Genomic DNA, 21,477 nt, shown 5'->3' on the forward strand with positions numbered 1-21,477 from the left:
GGAGAATCAACGGCGGCGGCGAATCGTTTCCTCCGGGCCGCATCCAGCCCACGACGCGAGTTGCCAAGGCATGAAGATCGGGTTCCTCGTTGGGGACATCGCCAATATCTCCGGTGGGTCCAACGTCATCCTGGAGTACGCCTCGCGGCTCCAGGACCTCGGCCATGAGGCCGTCCTCATCACCCCGGGCCCCGTCAAGCTGACGTATCCCCTGTGGCACCCGCGGCTGGCGGACCTGCCGCGCCGGTCGCTCGCGGAGGCCGAGGGCGAGTCCTTCGACTTCGCGCTGGCCACGTGGTGGATCACCTTCTACGACCTGTGGCGCGTCAACGCCCGGGTGTACGGCTACCTGAACCAGAGCCTGGAGTCGCGCTTCCACGCGGAGCGCCACTACAAGCTGCTCAACCGGCAGACGTACTCGCTGCCGCTCTTGTTCGTCACCGAGGCGAAGTGGCTGGTGGAGTTCATCCAGACGCTGCAGCCCGAGGGGCGCACGCTCTACGTGCAGAACGGCCTGTCCCGCGACCACTTCCCCTGCGTGCAGGCCCCGCCGAAGCGCGACGGCAAGCTGCGCGTGCTGGTGGAGGGCCCGTGGGGCGTGGGCTTCAAGGGCGTGCCGGAGACGTTCGAGGTCCTGGAGCTGGCGGCGCAGGCGGGCGTGCAGTTCGAGACGGGGTGGCTGGCGTCGTCGTCCGGCGGGCAGAAGCCCACCGTGGGCGGGCAGCCGGTGCAGGTGCACGAGCGCATCCCCATCAACCAGGTGCACCAGGTCTACGGCCAGTACGACGTGCTGCTGAAGCTCTCTCGCGTCGAGGGCATGTTCGGCCCGCCGCTGGAGATGTTCTCCCAGGGCGGCACCGCCATCACGTACACCGTCACCGGCACCGACGAGTACATGGTGCACGGGCAGAACTCGCTGATGGTGGAGCCGTACAACCACCGGCAGATCGTCCAGTTCCTGCGCCTGTTGAGCACGCAGCCCGCGTACCTCGCGCACCTGCGCACGAACGCGCTGGCCACGGCGAAGGCGTTCACGGACTGGGAGTCCAGCACGCGCCAGGTGGCCTCCGGGCTGGAGGCGCTGCACGCGGAGGGCTGGACGAACTCGCACCTGCGCCCCGCGCTGTCCGCGATGTCCACCATGCACGGCCACTGGCTGGACGACGTCTGGCGCGCGGAGCGCGGGGGCCACTCGCCGCTGCATCCGTACGTGGGCCCCGGCGAGCAGGTGCTGCTGGAGCGCTACCGCCAGTTCAAGAAGTCCCGCCCCGTCCGCGCGCTGCAGAAGCTGGTGTCGGACGACCTGAAGAAGTCCCTGCGCGCCCGCCTCACGCGAGTCCTGTCATGAGAGTCCATCCGCCCTCCCCTTCCGTCCAGCGCGTCGCCTTCGTGGGCGAGCCGGCCTTCGAGCCGCACGTGCCCGTCCAGGCGGCGTGGGCCCAGGTCCGCTTCTTCCCGGTGACGGCCGGCCAGTGGGAGCCCGCGCTCGACGCGGCCCGGGCCTGGGATGCGAACGCGACGCTCGTGTTCCGTCCGCAGGACCTCACGCCGGAGCTGGCGGCACAGGTGCCCGGGAGCATGCGCATCGGCGTCATCCCCGCGCCGCTGTTCAGCGCAGAGGAGATCGAGCGGCTCGCGCGCATCAGCGGCCCGGACGTGAAGGGCTTCCGCTGGCTCACGTATCTGGAGACGCCCACGTCGCCGGAGCTGGCGCGGCTGCCGCTGCTGCAGACGCTGCCCCTGCCGGTGGACACCGCGCGCTGCCCCACGGGCCCGCGGCTGGACGTGCGCCGGATGCTGGTGGCGGACTGGGCCAGCCCGTCGCAGGAGGCGCTGGAGCACCTGCGCAAGCTGGGGCCGGTGGACGTGCTGTCCTCGCACGCCACGCCGGAAGAGGTGTCCCAGGCGCTGGAGAAGGCCGGCACGCTGGTCTACGCGTCGCGCGACCTGATGGGCCGCTTTGATCCGCTGCCGCTGCTGGCCATGGCGCACGGGCTGCTCGTCATCGCCGACACGGTCTTCGCCAGCGAGTGGAACATCGAGCCGGAGGACGAGTTCCTCTACCGTCCGGACGGCCAGTGGGCGCGCTCGCTGGACGAGGTCTTCCGCATGCCGGTGTCCTTCCGCGCGGTGCGCATCCGCGCGTGGCAGAAGATGCGCGAGGCCTTCGACGCGTCCTCGTGCTTCCAGCGCGTGCTGCACGACGCGCACCTGTTCGCGGACCCCGTGGCGCACCTGGCGTCGCTCGTGTCCCCGCGCCCCCCGGTGGCCGCCCCCGTCGCCGTGGAGTCCGCCGCGACGCCCGCCCCGGAAGCCCTGGGCGCGGAGAAGGTCACGCGTCTCACCCGCGCCCGCGCGGCCGTCCCCAACTAGAGCCAAGGACACCGGAAGCAGATGACTGCCCGCCGTGAACCCGCAGCGGCCGCGCTGCTTCCCGCCCTGCAGCGCTGGGCGGTGGAGACCGCGCGCGACCTGTACCTGACGCAGAAGGGCGCCCCCGCCGCGACGAAGCACCCGCGCGCGACGCCAGGCGAGCGCATGTCCGTCATCGCCTCGGAGGCCCTGCCGCCCAACGTGGTGGAGGGCCTGTCCCAGGCCTCGCGCCTGTTCCGCGCGGGCGACGCGCCCCCGATCGAGTCCTCCCCCTTCGCCACGCTGCGCGAGCGGCTGCTCACCGCGACGGCGGGCTACGACGTGGTGGGCTTCGACGTCTTCAACACGCTGGTGGTGCGCAGCGTGGAGGGCGAGTGGCTCAAGACGGCCGTGGCACGCGGCTTCCACGCGCGGCTGAAGGAGCTGGTGCACCCCAAGGCCCTGCCCACGGTGGCCCAGGTGCGTCAGCGCCGCTTCGCCCTGGAGATGGAGATCGCCGGGGAGCAGGTGGCCCAGGGCCGCGACAACGAGGTGGACTTCGAAGCGCTGCTCCAGCGCTGGGCGGGCAGCTGGGTGCCCCGCGAGCCGATGCGCTCGCGCATGGCCGGGGAGCTGCGCGCGCTGGAGCTGGAGCTGGAGAAGCTGGCGCTGCGTCCCGCGCCGGGCATCCCGGAGGTGCTGTCCGCGCTGAAGGCCCAGGGCAAGCGGCTCATCTTCGTGAGCGACATGTACCTGTCGCAGCCACTGCTTCGCGAGCTGCTGCGGCACTGCGGCCTGGAGCAGTACTTCGACGCGGGCTACGTCTCCATCGACGAGGGGCTGCGCAAGGCGTCCGGCCGCCTCTTCCCGCGCGTGCTGGAGCGCGAGGGGCTCAAGCCCGAGCAGCTCTTCTTCGTCGGCGACGACGAGAACGCGGACAACGTGCAGCCGCGCCGGCTGGGCATCTCCACCCTGCGCGTGGAGGACCCGGACGAGAAGCAGCGCCGCCGCCGGCTGGAGATTGCCCAGAAGGCCGTGGAGCAGAACCCGTACTGGGCCGCGCACTACGTGGACGTCGTGCTGGGCAACGAGGCCCGCCACGTGCGCCCGCCGGATGACGACGCCAGCTACCAACTGGGCCGCACGCTGGCGCCGGGCATTGTCGCCTTCGTGGTGGACGTCATCGAGCGCTCGGAGAAGCTGGGCATCGACCACGTCTACTTCCTGGCGCGCGAGGGCCTGACGCTGCTCAAGGTGTTCGCGCTCCTGAAGGACTCCGGGCTGTTCCGCCGGGTGCCCCAGGCGCACTACCTGTTCGTCAGCCGCGCCTCCACCATCCTCGCGTCCATGCGCGAGCTGAGCTGGGAGGAGGTGCACCGCTTCTGGCGCCAGTACAGCCGCCAGTCGCTGCGCGGCCTGCTCAAGAACCTGTCGCTGCCCCAGGACGAGTTCATCCGGCTGGCCGCCGAGTGCGGCCTCACCGACCCGGACCGGCCCATCGTGGAGCCCACGAAGGACGCCGCCTTCCAGCGCTTCCTCGCGTCGCGCCGCGTGCGCGTGGCCTTCCACCAGCGCCGCGACGAGGCGAAGGCGAACCTGTCCCGCTACCTGGAGTACCGCGGGATGATGGGCCTGGAGCGCACGGCGCTCGTGGACATCGGGTGGAAGGGCAGCATGCAGGACAACCTGATGCGCGCCTTCGAGCACGACGCGCGCTTCCCGGAGCTGCACGGCTTCTACCTGGCCTACGTGCCGGACGGTCAGCCCCTGGCGAAGAAGTCCTTCAAGTACGGCTACCTGTCGGACCTGCGGCGGCGCGACCTGGAGGAGGCGGACTTCCTGCGCAACACCGCCATCTTCGAGATGATCACCACGGCGAACCACGGCAGCACGGTGCGCTATGGGAAGAACCCGTGGGCGCCGCACCTGCCCATGCCGGAGCTGCTGCACCACGACCAGGAGAAGGACAACAGCGCCCGCTTCTTCCGCCGCGTGCAGGAGGGCATGTACGACTACGCGCGGGACTACGCGCGCCTGTCTCCCCTGCTGCGCTTCACCGCGGACGAGCTGCAGCCCGGCACGCTCCAGGAACTCTTGCGCTACACGCGCTACCCCACGGAGCAGGAGGCGCGCGAGTTCCTCAAGTACTCGCACGTGGAGAGCTTCGGCGTGCACGAGATCACCACCTTCGGCCTGAAGCTGGAGCTGAAGAAGCTCGCGCAGGTGGGCTCGGTGAAGGGGGCGCTCAAGGAGGCGTGGAAGGCCTTCGAGACGAACCCCTGGCGCGACTCCGTGGTGCGCCGCAGCGGCGTGCCGCTGGCGAACCTGGCCTACGACGCCTGGTTCACCTGGCGGGCCATCCGCTAGCCGTCACTTCGGCGGCCGTCGCGCGCTGGGCACCTCGTGGGCCAGCGTGCGCACCGCCAGCGCCTCGCCGTCCTCGGGGTGGCGGCGCAGGTCGCAGTCCCCCGACAGCAGCGTGAGGTTGGGGTTGTAGTAGGGGTCGCCCTTGAGCAGCCACGGCCGGTACGACGTGAAGGAGCGCCAGTAGTCCGGCTCCGGAATCGCGTCCGTGCGGCGGCTGGCGGACTCGTGGTGCACCACGCGCGCGAAGGGCGTGCACACCACGCGCAGGCCCCGGGCGTGCAACCGCAGGCCCAGGTCCACGTCGCTGCCGCACAGGAGGAAGCGCTCGTCGAAGCCGCCCAGCGCGTCGAAGAGGGGCCGGCGGATCATCACGCACGCGCTGGTGACGGACAGCCAATTGCGCACCCACTCCGTGTGGCCGAAGGGCGTGACGATGGGCCCGTCCGGCAGGCGCCAGAAGGGGTGGCCCGCCATGCCCGTCATCCCCACGACGATGCCCGCGTGCTGCACGGTGCCTTCGGGGAACAGGAGCTTCGCGCCCACCGCGCCCACCTCCGGGCGCTGCGCCTGGGACACCAGCTCCGTGAGCCAGCCGGGGTCCACCACTTCCATGTCGTTGTTGAGGAACAGCAGCAGCTCGCCCGTGGCCTGCCCCGCCGCCCAGTTGTTGATGGCCGGGTAGTTGAAGGGGAAGTCCCAGGTGCGCTTCACCACGCGCGCGTCAGAGAGCGTGTCCAGGAGCGCGAAGGTCTCCGGGCGGACGCTGTTGTTGGACACGAGCACCAGCTCGAAGTGCTTGTACGTCGTGCGCTCCAGCAGCGTGTCCGTGAGCGTCTTCAGCAGGTCCGGCCGGTCCTTGAACGGGACGATGATGGACACCTTCGGGGTGCCCCGGACGGCGTAGCGCACGCGGTAGCGGCCCGGCCCTGGCACCGTCACCTCGGCGTCCTCGCCCCGGCGCGCCAGGTGCTCCGCGAGCGCGCGGCGGCCCTCCTGGGACACCTGCCCCACGGCGCCCAGGCGCCGGTGGTAGAGCAGGTGCGGCACGTGGCCGATGCGCTCCGACGCCTCGCTGAGGCGCAGGAAGAGGTCGTACTCCTCGGCGCCCGGGAAGCCCTCGCGGAAGCCGCCCAGGGACTCCACCAGCGAGCGGCGCGCCATGACGCCCCGGCCCAGGTAGTCCACCGAGCGCAGCAGGTCCGGGGACCAGTCCGGCTTGAAGAACGGGGCCGTGCGGCGGCCGCGCGTGTCCAGCCGGTCCTCGTCGCCGTAGACGACGTCCAGGGCCGGGTCCGCGCCCAGGGCCCGCGCCACTTCCGCCAGCGCATGGGGCGCGAGCGTGTCCTCCGCGCCCAGCACGCCCACGAAGTCACCGCTCGCGGCCTGGAGGCCCACGCGCAGGGCGCGGGCGAAGTCGGTGGGCCCGGAGAGCGTCACCCGGCGGATGCGCGGCTGGCGGCGCGAGGAGCCCCAGGGCTCCGGCAGCGCGGGCCCGTCCTCCGGCCCCACGAGCACCAGCTCCCACTCCGGGTACACCTGGGCCTCCACCGACGCGAGGCACTCGCGAAGGTGCGCGGGACAGGCCCCGGCGGTGGCGACGAGGAGCGACAGCCGGGGACGGCGCGGCAGCAGGGCCACGGCCTCGCGGGCGGCGTGGATGTCCCCGGACTCGCGAAGCGTGCACCAGTGGTGGAAGTCCTCCAGCGCGGGCACGGGAGGAGGCGGCGTGCGCACGCCGAGGATGGCGGCCAGCGCCACCACCGCCTCGCCGTTGAAGCGCGACTGCCGGCGCAGCACCTCGCGCCACAGCGGCGCGGAGGCCCGGATGCTCCGGGGCAGTCCCGGCCGGGCCAGCGGAGACGCCAGCGCCACGAGCCGCGCCACCCGGTGCGTGGCGTCCAGTGGATCCAGGGTGCCGGCCCCCGGAGCGGCGGCGACGGACAGCAGCGTGTCGCGCATCTGCGCGTTCCACTCCGCCTGGCGCTCGAGCAGCGGCTCCAGCACGGGCCGCATCGCCCGGCGCCACGCGCTCCACGCCAGCTTCCACGCCATGTCCACGGGAGCGAAGCCGCGCGGCTTGCGCCGCTCACGCGGTCCAACCGAGGCCCCAACGTCCACGAAGTTCAGCGTGCCGTGCGGCACAGGTGCCGCTGCCGACGAAGCGCCCTCGGTAGAGCCTCGCGCTTCCTGCGGCTCGCGGACGGCTCCCGAGGCCGCGCCAGAGCCACGAGCATCATGCCTTTCACCCGAGGCACCCGGCGGCGGCGGCGTGCCGGGCCCTCCTGCCGTCTGCAACGCGCCCGCAGCGCCCGTGCTGGAGCCTCGCGCTTCCTGCGGCTCGTGACGGGGGCTCGGCGGCGTCAGCGTGCTGGCCCCTCCTGCCGCCGCCTGCGACGCGCCAGCGGCGCTCGTGCCGGCGCCTCGCGCCTCATGCGGTTCGCGGCGGGCACCCATCGCAGCGCCCTGCCCGGCCCCTCCGGCGTCGAACTGCTCTCGGACCCAGTCGGTCAGGTCCTCGCGGGAGCCCTGGTCGCGGCGGGCCTCCAGCCGCTCCAGCACGCGCAGCACGCGCTGGTTGAAGGCGGCCTGGGGCTTGAGCAGTTCGACGTGGAGCGGCCGCAGGCCCAGGACGAAGGCGCGCTTGGCGGCCGTCACCCACTGCCCTCCCGACGCCCGGTGCGACGGCGGCACGGAGAAGTCGAACGGGACGGCGAGCCTCGCCGCGGCGAGCAACGGCGACAGGGGCGTGTTGGCCGGAGGCACCAGCCGGCGCAGCCGCTCCGTCAGCGCCGCGAGCTCCCGGGCGTTGGCCGCGGAGGGCTCCGCGCGCAAGGCGGCGATGCGCTCGGCGAGCTCTCCGGCGGACGTCGCGGCCTGCCCCCCCTCGGGCACGGTGTGGAACAAGGTGCTCACTTCCCAGGCGCCTCCCCTTCTTCAAGGCCCCGGGCCGCGGCGCGCGGGAGGCCTCCCTCCCCCTCAGGAGGCCGCGGCATGCTTGGACACGGAGACCGCCTGGACGGGAGCGGCCGGAGCCTCCTCCACCACCCAGGTGTGCTCCGGCCGGAAGACCCCCCGGTCGTCGTGCTCCGTGGACACGGAGAAGGTGCAGCGGGCCTCCCGGCCCGGCTCCGGATTCGCGTTGTTGCCCGTCTTCAGCTCCACGCTCAGCACGTAGGAGCCCCCCAGCAGTCCCAGCCGCGGAAGCACGAAGCGCAGCCGCCCCTGCGGCGGCAGCGGCACCGGAAGCGCGACCCGGTCCGTCCGGGTGCTCGTCACATACAGCACCGCCCCGTCCGCGGAGGCCAGCGTGAGGACGAACTCCACGTCCTCCACCGACTCGCGCGCCACGTAGTCGATGCAGACCTCCGCGCGCGTCTCCGTGGTGAGCAGTCCCAGCTCCTCGCCCCGGGGCCCGCTCAGCCACACCCGCGACACGGCAATCGGCGGCGACGCCGGCGGCTCGTCCCGCACCACCGCGGCGCCCTCCGGCAGCGACGGCAGCGCCCCGCCCCCTTCGGTCAGGGCCGGCGGGGTGAACACCGTGGAGCGCGCCTCCGCGAGCGACACGGCCTGCCGGTACTCCGCGGCGATCTCCGCCGGGGTGCCCACGCGGCGGATCCGCCCGCCGTCCAGCCACGCCGCCTGATCACACCAGCGCTCCACGGTGGACATGTCGTGCGTGACGAGGACGATGGTCTTCCCCAGCCGCTTGAACTCCGTCATCTTCGCGAGGCTCTTCTTGCTGAAGTGCTCGTCGCCGACGGCGAGGATCTCATCGATGATGAGGATGTCCGGGTCCACGTGCGTGGCCACGGAGAACGCCAAGCGCATGTACATGCCGCTGGAGTACGTGCGCACCGGCTCGTCGATGAACTCCCCCAGCTCGCTGAACGCGATGATGTCGTCCATCTTCGCGCGCACCTCGGCCCGCGACATGCCGAGGATGATGCCGTTGATGAGGATGTTCTCCCGGCCGGAGAAGTCCGGGTGGAAGCCCGCCCCCAGGTCCAGCAGCGCGGAGATGCGGCCGTTCACCTGGATGGTGCCGGACGTGGGCGCGTAGATGCCGGTGATGAGCTTCAGCAGCGTGCTCTTGCCGGAGCCGTTGCGCCCCAGGATGGCCACCGTCTGGCCCTTGGGGATGCGCAGGTTGACGCCGCGCAGGGACTCGATGAAGCGGCCGCCCTGCGAGGCCGCGTTGCGTTGCCCGCGCAGCCAGCGCACGAGCTCCGACTTGAACGTGGTGTATTCCCCCCGGATGGTCTTCTTCCGGAAGTTCTTCACCACGTCCTGGATGACGATGGCGTCCTCGGTCGGTGACTGGACCATCTAGATGGACTCCGCGAACTCCTCGCGGCGGCTCTCGAAGATCTGCGTGGCACCCCACAGCAGCACGATGGAGACGCCCAGGAGCGACACGAGCGGCACCGCGTCCGGCAGCCGGTGCTCGTAGAAGATGGCCTGGTACGAGGTGATGAGGATGGACATCGGATTGAGCACCTGCAGCACGCGCCGGTACTCCTCCGGGATGGTGGACAGCTTGTAGAGCACCGGCGTCATGAAGAACCACAGCGTCATCAGGTTCATCACGATGTGCTGCAGGTCCCGGAACGTCACGTTGAAGGCGCTGACCGCGTACACCACCGCGAAGGTGAAGCACATCTGGATCAGCACCACGACGGGGAACAGCAGCACGTGCCAGGTCGGCACCACGCCGAAGATGAGCCCCAGCGCCACCATCAGCGGCAGGGAGAAGATGAAGTTGCAGAAGTTGGTGGCCACCACCGTCGCCGGCAGCACCTGCGCCGGGAAGCGCACCTTGGTCATCAGGTCGCGCCGGTCGCTGATGGCGCTGGCCCCCGCGGACACGGAGGTGGAGAACCAGATCCACGGCAACAGGCCCACGAACATGAAGTAGGCGTAGTGCGGAATCTGGTTCTTCATGAACACGCCGAACAGCAGCGCGTACACCAGCATGTGCAGGGTGGGGTTCAGGAACGTCCAGAAGAAGCCCAGCACCGAGCCGCGATAGCGCGCCTTCAGCTCGCGCTGCACCAGGCTGAGGAGGAGCCCCCGGTACGAGTAGAGTTCCCGGAAGTTGCGAATCATGCGCCGGTATCCATACCGCAAAGGGTCCGCCGGTGGCGAACGCCCTGGAACAGCGGACCGCCGGCCCCTTGCGTGCCCGCCTGCCACGGCCCGCCGTGGCGGCGCCGATGGAGCGAAAGAAAAAGGCCCCCTGGTTTCCCAGGGGGCCTTCGATTGGAGCGGGAAAAGGGATTTGAACCCTCGACCCTCGCCTTGGCAAGGCGATGCTCTACCGCTGAGCTATTCCCGCGTGAGGTGCTGCTGGACTGCCGTGCTGCGAACTGCTTTTGGAGCGGGAAAAGGGATTTGAACCCTCGACCCTCGCCTTGGCAAGGCGATGCTCTACCGCTGAGCTATTCCCGCATCTCGGTGCCGCGTGCTGCCTACCGCCCGGTCCGTGCCGCCCCGGAAGTGGGGCGGATATACAGAGGCCTCCCGGGCACGTCAAACACTTTTCGCGTCCGGATCCGGGCCTCCCCGGCGGGCGAGCATCCCGAGGAACGCACGGAAGTACACGACGGCGCTCCACACGGAGAACGCACCCGACAGGTACACGAGCACCTTGCCCACCTGGTTGTAGTCCACGGGCACGGTGCGGAAGCCCAGGTCCAGCGGGTGCACGTAGTGGACGCACAGGGAGATGATGCCCACCAACTGGAGGGACGTCTTCCACTTCCCCTCCTGCCCCGCGGCGATGACCATGCCCTCGCTGGCGGCGATGGTGCGCAGGCCGCTGACGATGAACTCGCGGGCCAGCAGCACGATGACGACCCACGCGGCGATGCGGCCCAGGCGGACCATCATCACCAGGGCGGCCATGGCGATGAGCTTGTCCGCCAGCGGATCCATGAACTTGCCTACCACGGTGATGAGGTTCCAGCGCCGGGCCAGGTAGCCGTCCACCACGTCCGTGATGGCGGCCACCGCGAACACCAGGCCGGCCAAGAGCGAGTGCAGCGGGTCCGCGTCGTAGGTGAGCCAGACGAACACCGGGATGATGAGGATGCGCCCCAGCGTGAGCATGTTGGGCAGGTTCCAGAACTCCTGCACCAGGATGCTGGGACGACGGGAGGCGCGGCGGCGGGCGCGCTCCTCGCGCTTGCGCTGCTTCCTGAGGGCTCGCTCGGTGGCCATGGGCGCGCGTTCTACCGGACCCCGAGTGCGATGAGGGCAAATCCTTCACCGCCCAGCTCCACCGCCCCCCGCAGTGTCTGCCCGCCAGCGGACGCCACCAGGGGCACCACGCGGGGGGTGAGGTTGCCCACCCAGCCCACCAGGTGCGTCAGCGGCACCGTCACCGGCAGGTCCATGGCCACCGGCACCGAGCGCAGCGGGCCCGTCAGGCTGAGCAGCACCCGCCCCTGCCCGCGCAGGTGCACCAGGTCCAGGTCCTGGGCCAGCTCCGACGGCACGCGGCCGTTCTCGAAGACGACGGGCTCCTCGAAGGCGAAGACGCACGCGTCGCGCAGGTAGACGGACTCGTCGTCCAGCACCACCGGCACCAGCTGCCGCCCGGTGAGCGGCTCCAGGTGCAGCGTGCCCTGCCCGCGCGCGCGCACCATGGCCTGGTCGCCCTCGCCAAAGGGCTTGTCCGTGGCCCGGCCGCGGAAGCGCTTCATCTCCGGCTGGAAGGCGACCTGGCCGCGCACGGCGGCCAGCCCCTCCAACCGGGTGAGCAGCTCGCCGTTCACCGCCAGCGTCACGCCCGCCGGGCCCTGGGTGAAGGGCTGTCCCGGCGTCGCGCCCGGCAGCGCCACCGTGGGAACCCACTCGGTGAGCACGGGGGGACTGACGCCCGGACCGCCGGCGGGAATGGAGGCCGACTCGGTGGGCCGGGCCATGGACGCGGGCTCGCTCTTCGCCAGCGCGTCGAAGGTCTCCGCGAAGGCGGCGCCGGGCTCCGACTCCAGGTCGGACGCGAGGACGGGCGGCTCCTCGGAGACTTCGATCTCCTCCGACACCGGCGTGGGGGGCAGCTCGTCGGCGACCTCGACGTCGGAGGTGTCCGCGTCCGTGGTGGCGGCCAGCTCCGCGTCTTCCCCGTACGTGCTCTCGCCAGCGGCGAGGCTCGGGTCCTCGTCCTCCCGGACCGCGGGCGCGCCGCGCAGGGTGAAGGCGTGCTCGTCCGTGGGCGCGGGCGGGCCCTCGTCCTCGGCGAAGCGCAGGTCGTCGTCCGGGGGCTTGGGCGACGCTGCGGCGCGGGAGCTCCGGGGCGCTTCATCCAGGCCGAACTGGGCGCCCCAGTCGCTCTCACCGGAGCCGGACGGGGGCGCGGCGGTGCTCCCCTCCTCCTCGCGCGAACGGGGCGGCGTGGCGGGGGCAGGGGGCGCGGGCGGGCGGCTGTAGCCCTCCCCGGCGATGGCGCGCGACATCTTCTCCGCCATGGCGTCGCTGCCGGACAGCAGGAAGTGCTCGCGCGCGCGGCCGTACTCACCCATCTGGGCGAAGGTCAGGCCCAGGTAGTTGTGCGCCTTCTTGTGGTCCGGGGCCAGGTCGGTGGCCGTCTCGAACTCGCGCGCCGCGCGCTGGAGCGCGTTCGTCTTCAGGTAGACGAGCCCCAGGTTCACGCGCAGCGTGGGGTCCACGGGGTTGTCCCGCACGAGCATCTCGTACAGGTCCGCGGCGCGGTCGAAGAGGCCCAGCTTGAAATACGACAGGCCCAGGAGGTTCTGGGCCTTCTCGTGGCGCGGCTGGAGCTGGTGCGCACGCTCCAGGAAGTCCTTCGCCTCGGTGACCTTGCCGGCGCCCAGCAGCTCCGCTCCACGGTGGAGCTGTTGCTGGAACTCCTCTTCAGCGGGGCCCGGCTCCTTCGTCCCCTTCGTGCGCGTCGTCATTCTCGGGTGTGGGCTCACGGCTGCTGGCCTCGGCCTGGGCGAGCCGCTCGCGCTCCTTGTAGTGGTAGTAGAGCTGGAGGACCTTGCGCACGTACTCCTGCGTCTCGGCGTACGGCGGCACCTGGCCTCCGTACTTCTTCACCGCGTCCGGCCCGGCGTTGTACGCGGCGACCATCTTCACCATGTCGCCGTCGAACATGTTCGCCAGCACGCGCAGGTAGCGCACGCCGCCCTCGATGTTGTCCTTCGAGTCGAAGATGTCCTTCACGTACATGTCCGACGCGGTGCCCGGCATGAGCTGCATCAGCCCGCTGGCGCCCTTGTGGCTGAGCGCGTTGGGGTTGAAGTTGCTCTCCGTGTGCATGATGGCGCGCACCAGCGCCGGCGGGATGCGGTAGCGCAGCGCCGCGGTGGTGATGTGCGGATCCAGCTCCGCGGGCGTGCGCGAGCGGCCCCGCACGGGCGCGGACTTGGCCGGCGCGGGCGTGAAGGTCCCGGACAGCTTGCGCGCCTTGCGGGCGCCTCCGGGCGGCACGTTCGTGTAGACGATGGTGCCGTCCTTCTCGACGTAGCTGTAGATGCCGTCGGAGGCGTACGCCGGGAGGGCGGCGGTCAGCAGGACAACGAGGGCGGTCAGGACACGCATGGCGGCGGGCGAAACCTTAGACAACGCCCGGAAAGTCCTCAAGAAAACGCCTTGTTTCCAGCACTTACCGCCATTAAGGCTGTTGGCCATGCCCCATCGGTTTGATTTCCTGGTCATGGGCGGCGGCGTGGCCGGGCTGTCGTTCGCCCTGCAGGCGGCCCGGCACGGCACGGTCGCCGTGCTCACCAAGCGCGAGCGCGGCGAAGGCAACACGGCCTACGCCCAGGGGGGCATCGCCAGCGTGCTCGCCCCCACGGACAGCTTCGATGCGCACATCGAGGACACGCTCGTCGCGGGTGCGGGCCTGTGCCACCGGGACGCGGTGGAGGTGACGGTGCGCGAAGGGCCCACGCGCCTCAAGGAGCTGGTGGCGCTGGGCGCGGAGTTCGACCGGCACGGCGGCGAGTTCGACCTCACCCGCGAGGGTGGCCACTCGGCCCGCCGGGTCATCCACGCGGGTGACATCACCGGCCGCGAGGTGCAGCGCGCGCTGCTGGCCGCGTGCGACGCCGAGCAGAACATCACCTTCTTCGAGAACACGGCCGCCATCGACCTCATCATGGACCGCCGGCCGCACGCGCCCTCCAGCCGGTGCGTGGGCGCGTACGCGCTGCTGGAGAACGGCGCCATCGAGCGCTTCCTGTCCAAGGTGACGGTGCTGGCCACGGGCGGCGCGGGCAAGGTGTACCTCTACACGTCCAACCCGGACGTCGCGACGGGCGACGGCGTGGCCATGGCGTACCGCGCGGGCGCGCGCGTGGCGAACATGGAGTTCTACCAGTTCCACCCCACGTGCCTCTTCCACCCGGAGGCCAAGAGCTTCCTCATCAGCGAGGCGCTGCGCGGTGAGGGCGGCAAGCTCAAGCTCAAGGGCGGCCAGACGTTCATGGACCGCTACCACCCCATGCGCGACCTGGCCCCGCGCGACGTGGTGGCGCGCGCCATCGACGCGGAGCTCAAGCGCACGGGCAACGACTGCGTCTACCTGGACATGACGCACCTGGGCCGCGCGTACCTCACGGAGCGCTTCCCCAACATCTACGCCACCTGCAAGGCCTTCAACATCGACATGGCGGTGCAGCCCATCCCCGTCGTGCCCGCGGCCCACTATCAGTGCGGCGGCGTGGTGACGGACCTGCACGGGCGCACCAACGTGCCGGGCCTCTACGCCATCGGCGAGGTGTCCTGCACGGGCCTGCACGGCGCCAACCGGCTCGCGTCCAACTCACTGCTGGAGGGCCTGGTGTTCGGCCACCGCGCGGTGCAGGTGGCGGCGGAGGAGCTGTCCTCGCTGTCGCTGCCCAAGGAGGACCCGCCGGCCTGGGACTCCGGCAGCGCGGTGGACTCCGACGAGAGCGTGGTCGTCACCCACAACTGGGATGAGATCCGCCGGCTGATGTGGAACTACGTGGGCATTGTCCGCACGGACAAGCGGCTGATGCGCGCGCGGCGGCGGCTGGAGCTGCTGCGCGAGGAGATCCGCGACTACTACTGGCGCTTCAAGGTCACCCGCGACGTCATCGAGCTGCGCAACATCGCGGAGGTGGCCCACCTCATCGTGGACTGCGCGAGCCGCCGCAAGGAGAGCCGGGGCCTGCACTACACCCTGGACTACCCCCACACGGACGAGCACCAGGGCACGCGCGACACCGTCCTGTCCCGGGAGCTGTGAGCCGCCATGTCCCGTCCCCGCCGCATGCTGGATGACCTCCCGGGCCCGCAGGGCCTGGGGGACGAACAGGGCACCCCTCCGCGCGAGCAGGACGGGGACGGTCCACCGCCGGGCCCCGGGCAGCCCCGGCCCCCGCTGCCCACGCCCTACGTCAGCTACGCCATCATCGCGGGCGCGGTGGTGATGTTCTTCCTCAGCAGCTCCCTGGGCCGGGAGCTGGTGACGCCGGAGGGCGGGCGCTACGGCGTCGTGGGGCCGCTGGCGCTCTACGGCCCGTGGATCCGCGACGGCGAGTACTGGCGCCTGCTGGGCATGGTGTTCGAGCACGGCGGCCCGCTGCACCTGCTCTTCAACATGTCCGCCGTGTACTCGCTGGGCGCGTCGCTGGAGCGCGGCATCGGCAGCTGGCGGTTCCTGGCGCTGTCGCTCGTCACGGCGCTGGGTGGCTCCGCGTTCGCCCTCTTCTTCAACTTCGACACCGTGACGGTGGGCGCGTCCGGGATGATTCTCGGCTGGGGCGGCGCGATGCTGCCCATCCTCACCCAGCAGGGCCGCCGCGAGCACATGTTCTGGCTGGTGCAGGTGGCGGTCATCAGCCTGCTGCCCGGCGTGAGCTGGGCGGGGCACCTGGGCGGCTTCGTCTTCGGCCTGCCGTGCGGCCTGGCGCTGCGCCAGGGCACGAAGTTCTACTCGCGCGCCATCCCCGTCCTGCTGTTCATCGCCGCGGCGCTGGCCGTGGTGGCCGCCCACCCGAGCCGGTACGGAAACTTCTGACCATGGCTGAGAGCACCGTGCGCAGTGTCTGCGTCTTCTGTGGCTCGCGCTCCGGCGTGCGCGCCGAGTACCGCGAGGCCGCTTCCAAGCTGGGCGCCGCGCTGGCGAAGCGCGGGCTGACGCTCGTGTACGGCGGCGCCAGCGTGGGGTTGATGGGCGCGGTGGCGGACGCGGTCATCGCCAACGGCGGCAAGGCCGTGGGCGTGCTGCCCCACTTCATGGACGCGAAGGAGCTGGCCCACCCGCGCCTGACGGAGCTGCACCGGGTGGACTCCATGCACGCGCGCAAGGCGCTGATGGCCGAGCGCGCGGACGCCTTCCTCGCCCTGCCCGGCGGCTTCGGCACCCTGGACGAGCTCTTCGAAATCATCACCTGGGCGCAACTGGGCCTGCACCGCAAGCCCATGGGCCTGCTGGACGTGGACGGCTTCTTCCAGCCGCTGCTCGCGCTGGTGAACCGGATGGTGGAGGCGGGCTTCGTCCCGGAGTCGCAGGGGATGCCCTTCGCGGTGAACCCCTCGCCGGACGCGCTGCTGGACCGGCTGCTCGCGGGGCCCACGATGCCGCTCACGTCGAAGTGGCTGAAGGACGGCCAGCAGACCTGAGGTCCGCGGCCGTCCCCTGCGTCCACGTCAGCGCGCGTGGACCTTCAGCTCCGCGTTCCCCAGCGACGAGGCGACGCGGAGCATCACCTGCTCGGTGCCCTCGGGGATGACGGGCTGGCCGTTGGCGAACGCCTTGGGGAAGCGCACGCGGTACGTCACCCAGAAGAGGCTGGCGTACGGGTAGTAGGCGCGCACGTTGAGGTCCGACCGGCCCAGGCGGCGGATCTCCATGGGGGTGATTTCCCCCGCCGACGTCACCAGCGCGATCCGCCAGATGCTGTTGCGGTGGGCGAAGTCGTCGTAGCGGTAGTCGTTGACGTGCACCGCCAGGAAGAACTCGTGGAACTTCTCCGCCTCGGACATCTCCTCCGCGAGGAGCTGCTCCACCTTCGCCGCGGGCAGCGTCTGGAAGATGGCGCGGCGGTGGATGCGGGCCTCGCGGAAGGTGGGCGTCTGGAGCGTGGCCCCCGCGAAGACGCGCGTGTCGAAGCCGTCGTAGATCTCCTTGCGGTCCGAGTACCGGTCCAGCACGGAGAGGTAGGCGGACTCCTGCTTCGGATCATCCAGCGTGGGCGCGGGCTCGCCGACACTGGGCGGCGTGCTGGCGCAGCCCCCCAGCATGCCCAGAAGCACCGCGGCCACCAGCAGCCTTCTCACGGGATGAAGTCCTTGCGCGTGAACAGCGTGGTGAGGCGGTGGCCGGCGGCCTCCACGGCCTCGCGTCCGCCCTCCAGCCGGTCCACCAGCGCGAAGGCGCCCAGCACCGTCAGGCCCTCCAGCTTCGCGCGCTCGATCGCCTTGAGCGTGGAGGCGCCCGTCGTGACGACGTCCTCCACGATGGCCACCGGGGCGCCGGGCCCCAGCGCGGACAGGCCCTCAATCCACTGGCCGGTGCCGTGGCCCTTGGGCTCCTTGCGCACGATGAACGCGTGCAGGGACTTCTGGCCGCCGCCCTCCAGAAAGCTGGTGAGGCTCACCGCCGACGCGAGCGGATCCGCGCCCAGCGTCAGCCCGCCCGCGGCCACCGCCGACGGAGCGTCCCGCCGGATGGCCTCCAGGAGCAGCCGGCCGATGAGGTAGTGCCCCTCGGCGAGCAGCGCCGTGCGCTTGCAGTCGATGTAGAAGTCCGACTCCTTGCCGGAGGAGAGCACCACGCGCCGGCGCTCGAAGGAGCGCTGCGTGAGCACCTCCAGGAGCCGGGCGCGGTCGCGTTCGAGCGTGTCCGCCATGGCCTACAGACCCTCCAGGTACGCGACCAGCTGCGCCGAGTAGCGCAATTGCATCAGCAGCTCCGCCTTGCGCGATTCATCCAGCGCGGCGAACACGTCCGCGAGCAGCGAGAGGTCCTGGTTGAGGGCGCCCATGCGCTGCGCGACGTCCACCGCCAGCTCGTCGGCGTCGATCTCTTCCTCGACGCCCTCCGGCGCCAGCGTCTCCTCCGTGGCGAGCGCCTTCTCCAGCATGTCGCGCACGGGCGCCGTCAGCCGGCCTTCGGCCTCCAGCGACTCGCGCTTGGCCTCCAGCACGTCGTGCTCCACCGGCGAGGCGTGGATGGCCTCCGCCAGGGACAAGAGGAGCGCGTCCTCGTCGGACAGCTCCTCGTGCACGCGGACCTGGACCTGGTCGCGCTTGAGGAAGCGCAGCGCCGCCACGCGCCGGAAGCCGCAGATGAGCTGGTAGCGGTCCTCGCCGCGCGGCCGCACGTCCACCGGGAACAGCTGGCCCAGTCGCGCCAGGTCCGTGGCCAGCTCGGACACGTCGCCTTCGTCGCGCAGACGGAAGGTGGTGTCCTCCTCCAGTCGCTCCAGCGGCAACACCATCGCCGTCACCTGTCCCATCACGCGCGGCTCGATGGCCTCCGCGTGGGGCTCCCCTTCCCGGGTCGCCGCGTCTTCGTTGGAGCTTGCTTCCGGACTCGCGTCTTCCTGGCTCGCGCGGCTCGCCACGTCCCAGATGCCGGCGCCCAGGAGCGCGTCGTCCGCGCCCGACACCGGACCGGAGCGCGGCTCCGCCAGCACGTCCTTCGCCTCGCCGCCGCCGTCACTGCCCATCCCCGAGCCGTCCTGCACGCGCTCGCCCGAGGCCAACTCCACGTAGCGCCCCGGCCCCGTGGAGGCGTCCTGGCTGGAGCCCTCGGCCTGGGCTTCCGCCCCGGCGCCTGCGTCGCGCGCCTCGCTGGAACTTGGTTCGCCCGAGGCGCCACGGCCCTCGTCGCCGGCCTTGCCGGCCTCGGAAGCGTTCGCGGAGCCGCTGCCTTCGCCCTCGGCCTTGTTGGCCTCGGAAGCATTCGCGGAGCCGCGACCTTCGCCGCCGGCCATGCTCGCCTCGGACGCGCTCTCGGAGCCGCTGCCTTCGCCGCCGGACGCACTTGCATCGGGGCTGCGCCCGGAGCCGCTGCCTTCGCCGCCAGCCTCGGAGGCGCTCACGGAGCCGCTGCCCTCACCGGCAGCCTGGCCGGCCTTGGTCGCGCTCGCGGAGCCGCTGCCCTCGCCGGCCTCGGACGCCTTCTCGGAGTCCCTGCCTTCACCGCCGGACGCGCTCGCATCAGCGCCGTGCGACGCGCTGCTGCCTTCGCCGCCGGCCTCGCGGGCCTCCGTGTCACTTGCTGTGGTGCTCATGGTCTGCCCACCCTCGCCGGGCAGGTCCGTCTGGGCGGAGCCTTCCGGCGTCGCGTTCTCCCCAGGCGTGCCCGGCATCCCTTCCTGTCCCTCGGCCCTGTGCTCGGCGTCCATGGTGGCACCCCCGGTTGTTCCACCCCCGCGCCGCCGGAAACGACGGCGCGGCGGGCGGGCTCTAGCGGGACTTCTTCACCACGACCTTCTTCTTCGCGCCAGCACCCATCACGCGGGGCACGGGCGCTCCGGCACTGCTCGCCTGCTCAGTAGTGGACGCCGGGCGCGGAGGCTCCGGAGCCCGGGCCGTGGTCGCGGCGGGCGGCGGGGGCGGCGGCAGCGGCTTGGCCGACGGACGGGCCACGACGGTGGCCGGCGCCGTCGTCGCGGCCGGGGTGCGCGCGGGAGGCGGAGGCGGCGTCGGGGCGGCGCGCGTCGGGGCGGCCGGCGGCGTCGGAGGACGCGGCGGGGTGGCGCCCGGACGCACCGTGGGACGCGTCACCGCCTGGGGACGGGCCACGGCGGGGCGCTCGGACGGCAGGCGGCCCGGCTCCACGTCGCCCATGTCCACGCGGCCGCGGAAGCTGGCGCCGTCCACGATGATGACGCGGGGGGCGCGGATGTCGCCCACCATGCGGCCCTCGCGGGTGAGCTCCACGCTCTCGGTGGCGTTGATGTTGCCCACCACCACGCCGCTGACGATGGCGTTCTTCACCGCCACGTTGGCCTTCACCACGCCGGACGGCTCCACGATGAGGGTGCGGCTGAGGGTCAGCTCACCCTCGACGCGGCCGCGGACCGTGAGGTCCTCGTCACCCGTGAGCCGACCGCTGATGAGGATGGAGGGCCCCACCACGGTGTTGTCGACGGTGTTGCCTGCAAGCTCCTTGGCGGTGGCCACGGATCAGCGCTCCTTCATGTCCATGTCGACGTTGCCCTTGAAGGACGCACCGTCGGCGATGAGGATGCGCGGGGCCTTGATGTCGCCCACCACGCGGCAGTCCGTCTTCAGCTCCACCTTGTCGCTGGCGACGATGTTGCCCGTCACGCGGCCGGCGATCTCCACGTTCTGCGTCTCGATGTCCGCCTCGACGACGCCCGAGCCCTCCACGTAGAGGCTCTCCTTGAGGGAGATCTTCCCCTTCACGGTGCCCTGGATGACCAGGTCCTCGTCACCGGAAATCTCCCCGTCGATGACGATGCTCGAACCAATGACCGTATTCGCCATGAGTGTTGTCCGCCTTGCTCGAAGCTGTGCGCATGGGGGGCCGTGAGACGGACCCCGGTGGATGCTAGATGTCGTCCGGCAACTTCACGTCCATCTCGATGGAGCCGTTGAACACGGCGCCGTCCTCGATGATGACCCGCGGGGCCTTGATGTCGCCCGCCACCTTCGCGGAGGCGTTGATGGCCACGCGCGTGGAAGCGTCGATGTTGCCGCTCGCCTCGCCGTTGATGGTCAGTTCCTCGGCGCGGATGTCCGCCTGGACCTTGCCGGTGCCTTCGATGGTGAGGTGGTTCTTGAGGGCGATCTGCCCCTCCACACGCCCTTCGATGACCAGGTCCCCTCCGCCCGTGAGGTTGCCCCTGATGACGATGCCCTTGCCAATGATGCCCGTTTCACCCTGTGCCATGAGGTGATCCTCGCCAGCGCCTGCTCCAGTGGGAGCGGGGCGACCTGATTATGTCAGAGATGCGCGGAGATCCAGCCGGAGATGTCCTGGAACACCGTCGCGCGGTCCCGCTCGTTGAGCGGCTCGTGCCGCATGCCGGGGTACTCCTTGAACTTCTTGTCCGCCGTCCCCGCCGCCTCGAAGAAGGCCCGCGCCGCCGCCGGCAGCGCCACCCCGTCCTCCTGGCCGCACAGCACGAACAGCGGCACTTGAATCTTCGGCGCCAGGCCGAGCGTCTGCGCCTGGGCGGCCGTGGACTCCACGAACCAGCGGGGCGTGGCGAAGGGCACGTACAGCGGGTCCGCGGTGACTGCCTTCTGGATTTCCGGGTCGGTGCTGAGCATGTCCGGGGCCAGGCCCGAGGGGACCTTCATCCACGGCACCAGGCTGCCCACCATGCGCGCGGCCAGGACCTTCGCGGCGGGCGGGCTGATGGCCAGCTTGAGGTAGGGCGCGGAGAGGATGGCGCCGGACAGGCCCTCCAGCCGCCCGGTGAGGGCGTGCGCGGCCATCAGGCCGCCGTGGCTGTGGGCCAGGAGGAAGATCTTCTGGTCGCCCGCGGCCTTGCGCACGCGCTGCCAGAAGCCGTCCAGGTCATCCAGGAACTCCGTCCACTTCGCGGCGTAGGCGCGGCGGCCGTCCGCGCGGCCGTGGCCCCGGTAGTCGAAGCCGTGCACGGCGAAGCCGTCCGCCACCAGCGCGTCGATGACGGGGCGGTAGCGGCCGATGTGGTCGCCGTAGCCGTGGACGATGGCGACGTGCGCGCGGGGGGCTGAGTCCGGCAGGTCCAGCGTCCAGAACAGCCGGGTGTTGTCCTTCCCGGTGAAGAAGCCTTCGTCGTGGCGGGCCATGAG

Annotated in this window: 19 protein-coding genes and 2 tRNA genes; 6 read left to right on the plus strand and 15 right to left on the minus strand. The window is 71.2% G+C overall.

Going from position 1 to position 21,477, the window contains the following annotated elements; genetic code table 11:
* The first annotated feature begins 70 nt into the window (after positions 1–70).
* From JYK02_RS11990 to JYK02_RS12000, 3 genes are read left to right on the plus strand one after another with little or no spacing between them, the layout of a single operon-like run.
* Positions 71–1,348, plus strand: a complete 1,278-nt coding sequence (locus JYK02_RS11990) for a glycosyltransferase family 4 protein (protein ID WP_207051057.1) — start codon at positions 71–73, stop codon at positions 1,346–1,348.
* Complete coding sequence (locus JYK02_RS11995; RefSeq protein ID WP_207051058.1) at positions 1,345–2,373, plus strand: glycosyltransferase; 1,029 nt, start codon at positions 1,345–1,347, stop codon at positions 2,371–2,373. The genes JYK02_RS11990 and JYK02_RS11995 overlap by 4 nt, the downstream gene beginning before the upstream one ends.
* 21 nt (positions 2,374–2,394) lie before the next feature.
* A complete protein-coding gene (locus JYK02_RS12000; RefSeq protein WP_207051059.1) occupies positions 2,395–4,719 on the plus strand; it encodes an HAD family hydrolase in 2,325 nt (774 codons plus the stop codon).
* 3 nt (positions 4,720–4,722) lie between these two features.
* Here the strand turns inward: JYK02_RS12000 and JYK02_RS12005 are convergent, their stop codons facing one another.
* From JYK02_RS12005 to JYK02_RS12040, 8 genes are all read right to left on the minus strand, one after another.
* Positions 4,723–7,632, minus strand: coding sequence for a glycosyltransferase family 2 protein (locus JYK02_RS12005; protein ID WP_347402470.1), 2,910 nt, complete (start codon positions 7,630–7,632; stop codon positions 4,723–4,725).
* A 63-nt stretch (positions 7,633–7,695) separates the two neighbouring features.
* Positions 7,696–9,048 carry an ABC transporter ATP-binding protein gene (locus JYK02_RS12010; protein ID WP_207051060.1) on the minus strand — a complete coding sequence of 451 codons (1,353 nt, stop codon included), beginning with the start codon at positions 9,046–9,048 and terminating at the stop codon, positions 7,696–7,698.
* On the minus strand, positions 9,049–9,828 hold the full coding sequence (locus JYK02_RS12015) for an ABC transporter permease (RefSeq protein ID WP_207051061.1): 780 nt from the start codon (positions 9,826–9,828) through the stop codon (positions 9,049–9,051).
* Positions 9,829–9,982: 154 nt separating this feature from the next.
* Positions 9,983–10,057: transfer RNA gene (locus JYK02_RS12020), tRNA-Gly, on the minus strand.
* Between the two features lie 38 nt (positions 10,058–10,095).
* Positions 10,096–10,170: transfer RNA gene (locus tag JYK02_RS12025), tRNA-Gly, on the minus strand.
* A gap of 81 nt (positions 10,171–10,251) precedes the next feature.
* Positions 10,252–10,941, minus strand: coding sequence for a CDP-diacylglycerol--glycerol-3-phosphate 3-phosphatidyltransferase (gene pgsA / locus JYK02_RS12030; protein WP_207051062.1), 690 nt, complete (start codon positions 10,939–10,941; stop codon positions 10,252–10,254).
* An 11-nt stretch (positions 10,942–10,952) separates the two neighbouring features.
* Positions 10,953–12,641 (minus strand): tetratricopeptide repeat protein, encoded by a 1,689-nt coding sequence (locus JYK02_RS12035; RefSeq protein WP_207051063.1) that lies wholly within the window; start codon positions 12,639–12,641, stop codon positions 10,953–10,955.
* The gene (locus JYK02_RS12040; RefSeq protein ID WP_207051064.1) at positions 12,598–13,287 is read right to left on the minus strand and encodes a lytic transglycosylase domain-containing protein; all 690 of its coding nucleotides are present in this window, start codon (positions 13,285–13,287) and stop codon (positions 12,598–12,600) included. Before JYK02_RS12040 ends, JYK02_RS12035 begins: the two co-directional genes overlap by 44 nt.
* 88 nt (positions 13,288–13,375) lie before the next feature.
* On the opposite strand from JYK02_RS12040, the gene nadB reads away from it, so the two are divergent.
* Genes nadB through JYK02_RS12055 form a run of 3 tightly spaced genes read left to right on the plus strand, consistent with a single transcriptional unit; the run spans position 13,376 to position 16,338 of the window.
* On the plus strand, positions 13,376–14,959 hold the full coding sequence (nadB, locus tag JYK02_RS12045; RefSeq protein WP_207051065.1) for an L-aspartate oxidase: 1,584 nt from the start codon (positions 13,376–13,378) through the stop codon (positions 14,957–14,959).
* 6 nt (positions 14,960–14,965) lie between these two features.
* Positions 14,966–15,733 carry a rhomboid family intramembrane serine protease gene (locus JYK02_RS12050; protein ID WP_207051066.1) on the plus strand — a complete coding sequence of 256 codons (768 nt, stop codon included), beginning with the start codon at positions 14,966–14,968 and terminating at the stop codon, positions 15,731–15,733.
* Positions 15,734–15,735: 2 nt separating this feature from the next.
* Positions 15,736–16,338 carry a TIGR00730 family Rossman fold protein gene (locus tag JYK02_RS12055; protein ID WP_207051067.1) on the plus strand — a complete coding sequence of 201 codons (603 nt, stop codon included), beginning with the start codon at positions 15,736–15,738 and terminating at the stop codon, positions 16,336–16,338.
* 27 nt (positions 16,339–16,365) lie between these two features.
* Here JYK02_RS12055 and JYK02_RS12060 read toward each other — a convergent pair whose 3' ends face one another.
* From JYK02_RS12060 to JYK02_RS12090, 7 genes are all read right to left on the minus strand, one after another.
* Positions 16,366–16,995 carry a hypothetical protein gene (locus JYK02_RS12060; protein WP_207051068.1) on the minus strand — a complete coding sequence of 210 codons (630 nt, stop codon included), beginning with the start codon at positions 16,993–16,995 and terminating at the stop codon, positions 16,366–16,368.
* The gene (gene pyrE / locus JYK02_RS12065; protein ID WP_120525531.1) at positions 16,992–17,567 is read right to left on the minus strand and encodes an orotate phosphoribosyltransferase; all 576 of its coding nucleotides are present in this window, start codon (positions 17,565–17,567) and stop codon (positions 16,992–16,994) included. The genes JYK02_RS12060 and pyrE overlap by 4 nt, the downstream gene beginning before the upstream one ends.
* A gap of 3 nt (positions 17,568–17,570) precedes the next feature.
* Complete coding sequence (locus JYK02_RS12070; RefSeq protein ID WP_242588664.1) at positions 17,571–19,070, minus strand: ParB/RepB/Spo0J family partition protein; 1,500 nt, start codon at positions 19,068–19,070, stop codon at positions 17,571–17,573.
* Between the two features lie 61 nt (positions 19,071–19,131).
* Positions 19,132–19,851: a polymer-forming cytoskeletal protein gene (locus tag JYK02_RS12075; protein ID WP_207051069.1), complete on the minus strand. Its 720-nt coding sequence runs from the start codon at positions 19,849–19,851 to the stop codon at positions 19,132–19,134.
* Positions 19,852–19,854: 3 nt separating this feature from the next.
* Positions 19,855–20,178, minus strand: coding sequence for a bactofilin family protein (locus JYK02_RS12080; protein WP_002636698.1), 324 nt, complete (start codon positions 20,176–20,178; stop codon positions 19,855–19,857).
* 64 nt (positions 20,179–20,242) lie between these two features.
* A complete protein-coding gene (gene bacN, locus JYK02_RS12085; protein WP_014397642.1) occupies positions 20,243–20,584 on the minus strand; it encodes a bactofilin BacN in 342 nt (113 codons plus the stop codon).
* Positions 20,585–20,637: 53 nt separating this feature from the next.
* Entirely contained in the window at positions 20,638–21,474 is an 837-nt protein-coding gene (locus JYK02_RS12090; protein ID WP_207051070.1) for an alpha/beta hydrolase, read from the minus strand.
* Positions 21,475–21,477: the final 3 nt, after the last annotated feature.

It is taken from the genome of Corallococcus macrosporus (assembly GCF_017302985.1).
Lineage (GTDB): Bacteria > Myxococcota > Myxococcia > Myxococcales > Myxococcaceae > Corallococcus > Corallococcus macrosporus_A.

Coding starts and splice junctions, on each gene's coding strand:
- JYK02_RS11990 (WP_207051057.1), top strand. CDS start 71: ATGAAGATCGGGTTCCTCGTTGGGGACATCGCCAATATCTCCGGTGGG.
- JYK02_RS11995 (WP_207051058.1), top strand. CDS start 1,345: ATGAGAGTCCATCCGCCCTCCCCTTCCGTCCAGCGCGTCGCCTTCGTG.
- JYK02_RS12000 (WP_207051059.1), top strand. CDS start 2,395: ATGACTGCCCGCCGTGAACCCGCAGCGGCCGCGCTGCTTCCCGCCCTG.
- JYK02_RS12010 (WP_207051060.1), bottom strand. CDS start 9,048: ATGGTCCAGTCACCGACCGAGGACGCCATCGTCATCCAGGACGTGGTG.
- JYK02_RS12015 (WP_207051061.1), bottom strand. CDS start 9,828: ATGATTCGCAACTTCCGGGAACTCTACTCGTACCGGGGGCTCCTCCTC.
- pgsA (WP_207051062.1), bottom strand. CDS start 10,941: ATGGCCACCGAGCGAGCCCTCAGGAAGCAGCGCAAGCGCGAGGAGCGC.
- JYK02_RS12035 (WP_207051063.1), bottom strand. CDS start 12,641: ATGACGACGCGCACGAAGGGGACGAAGGAGCCGGGCCCCGCTGAAGAG.
- JYK02_RS12040 (WP_207051064.1), bottom strand. CDS start 13,287: ATGCGTGTCCTGACCGCCCTCGTTGTCCTGCTGACCGCCGCCCTCCCG.
- nadB (WP_207051065.1), top strand. CDS start 13,376: ATGCCCCATCGGTTTGATTTCCTGGTCATGGGCGGCGGCGTGGCCGGG.
- JYK02_RS12050 (WP_207051066.1), top strand. CDS start 14,966: ATGTCCCGTCCCCGCCGCATGCTGGATGACCTCCCGGGCCCGCAGGGC.
- JYK02_RS12055 (WP_207051067.1), top strand. CDS start 15,736: ATGGCTGAGAGCACCGTGCGCAGTGTCTGCGTCTTCTGTGGCTCGCGC.
- pyrE (WP_120525531.1), bottom strand. CDS start 17,567: ATGGCGGACACGCTCGAACGCGACCGCGCCCGGCTCCTGGAGGTGCTC.
- JYK02_RS12070 (WP_242588664.1), bottom strand. CDS start 19,070: ATGGACGCCGAGCACAGGGCCGAGGGACAGGAAGGGATGCCGGGCACG.
- JYK02_RS12080 (WP_002636698.1), bottom strand. CDS start 20,178: ATGGCGAATACGGTCATTGGTTCGAGCATCGTCATCGACGGGGAGATT.
- bacN (WP_014397642.1), bottom strand. CDS start 20,584: ATGGCACAGGGTGAAACGGGCATCATTGGCAAGGGCATCGTCATCAGG.
- JYK02_RS12090 (WP_207051070.1), bottom strand. CDS start 21,474: ATGGCCCGCCACGACGAAGGCTTCTTCACCGGGAAGGACAACACCCGG.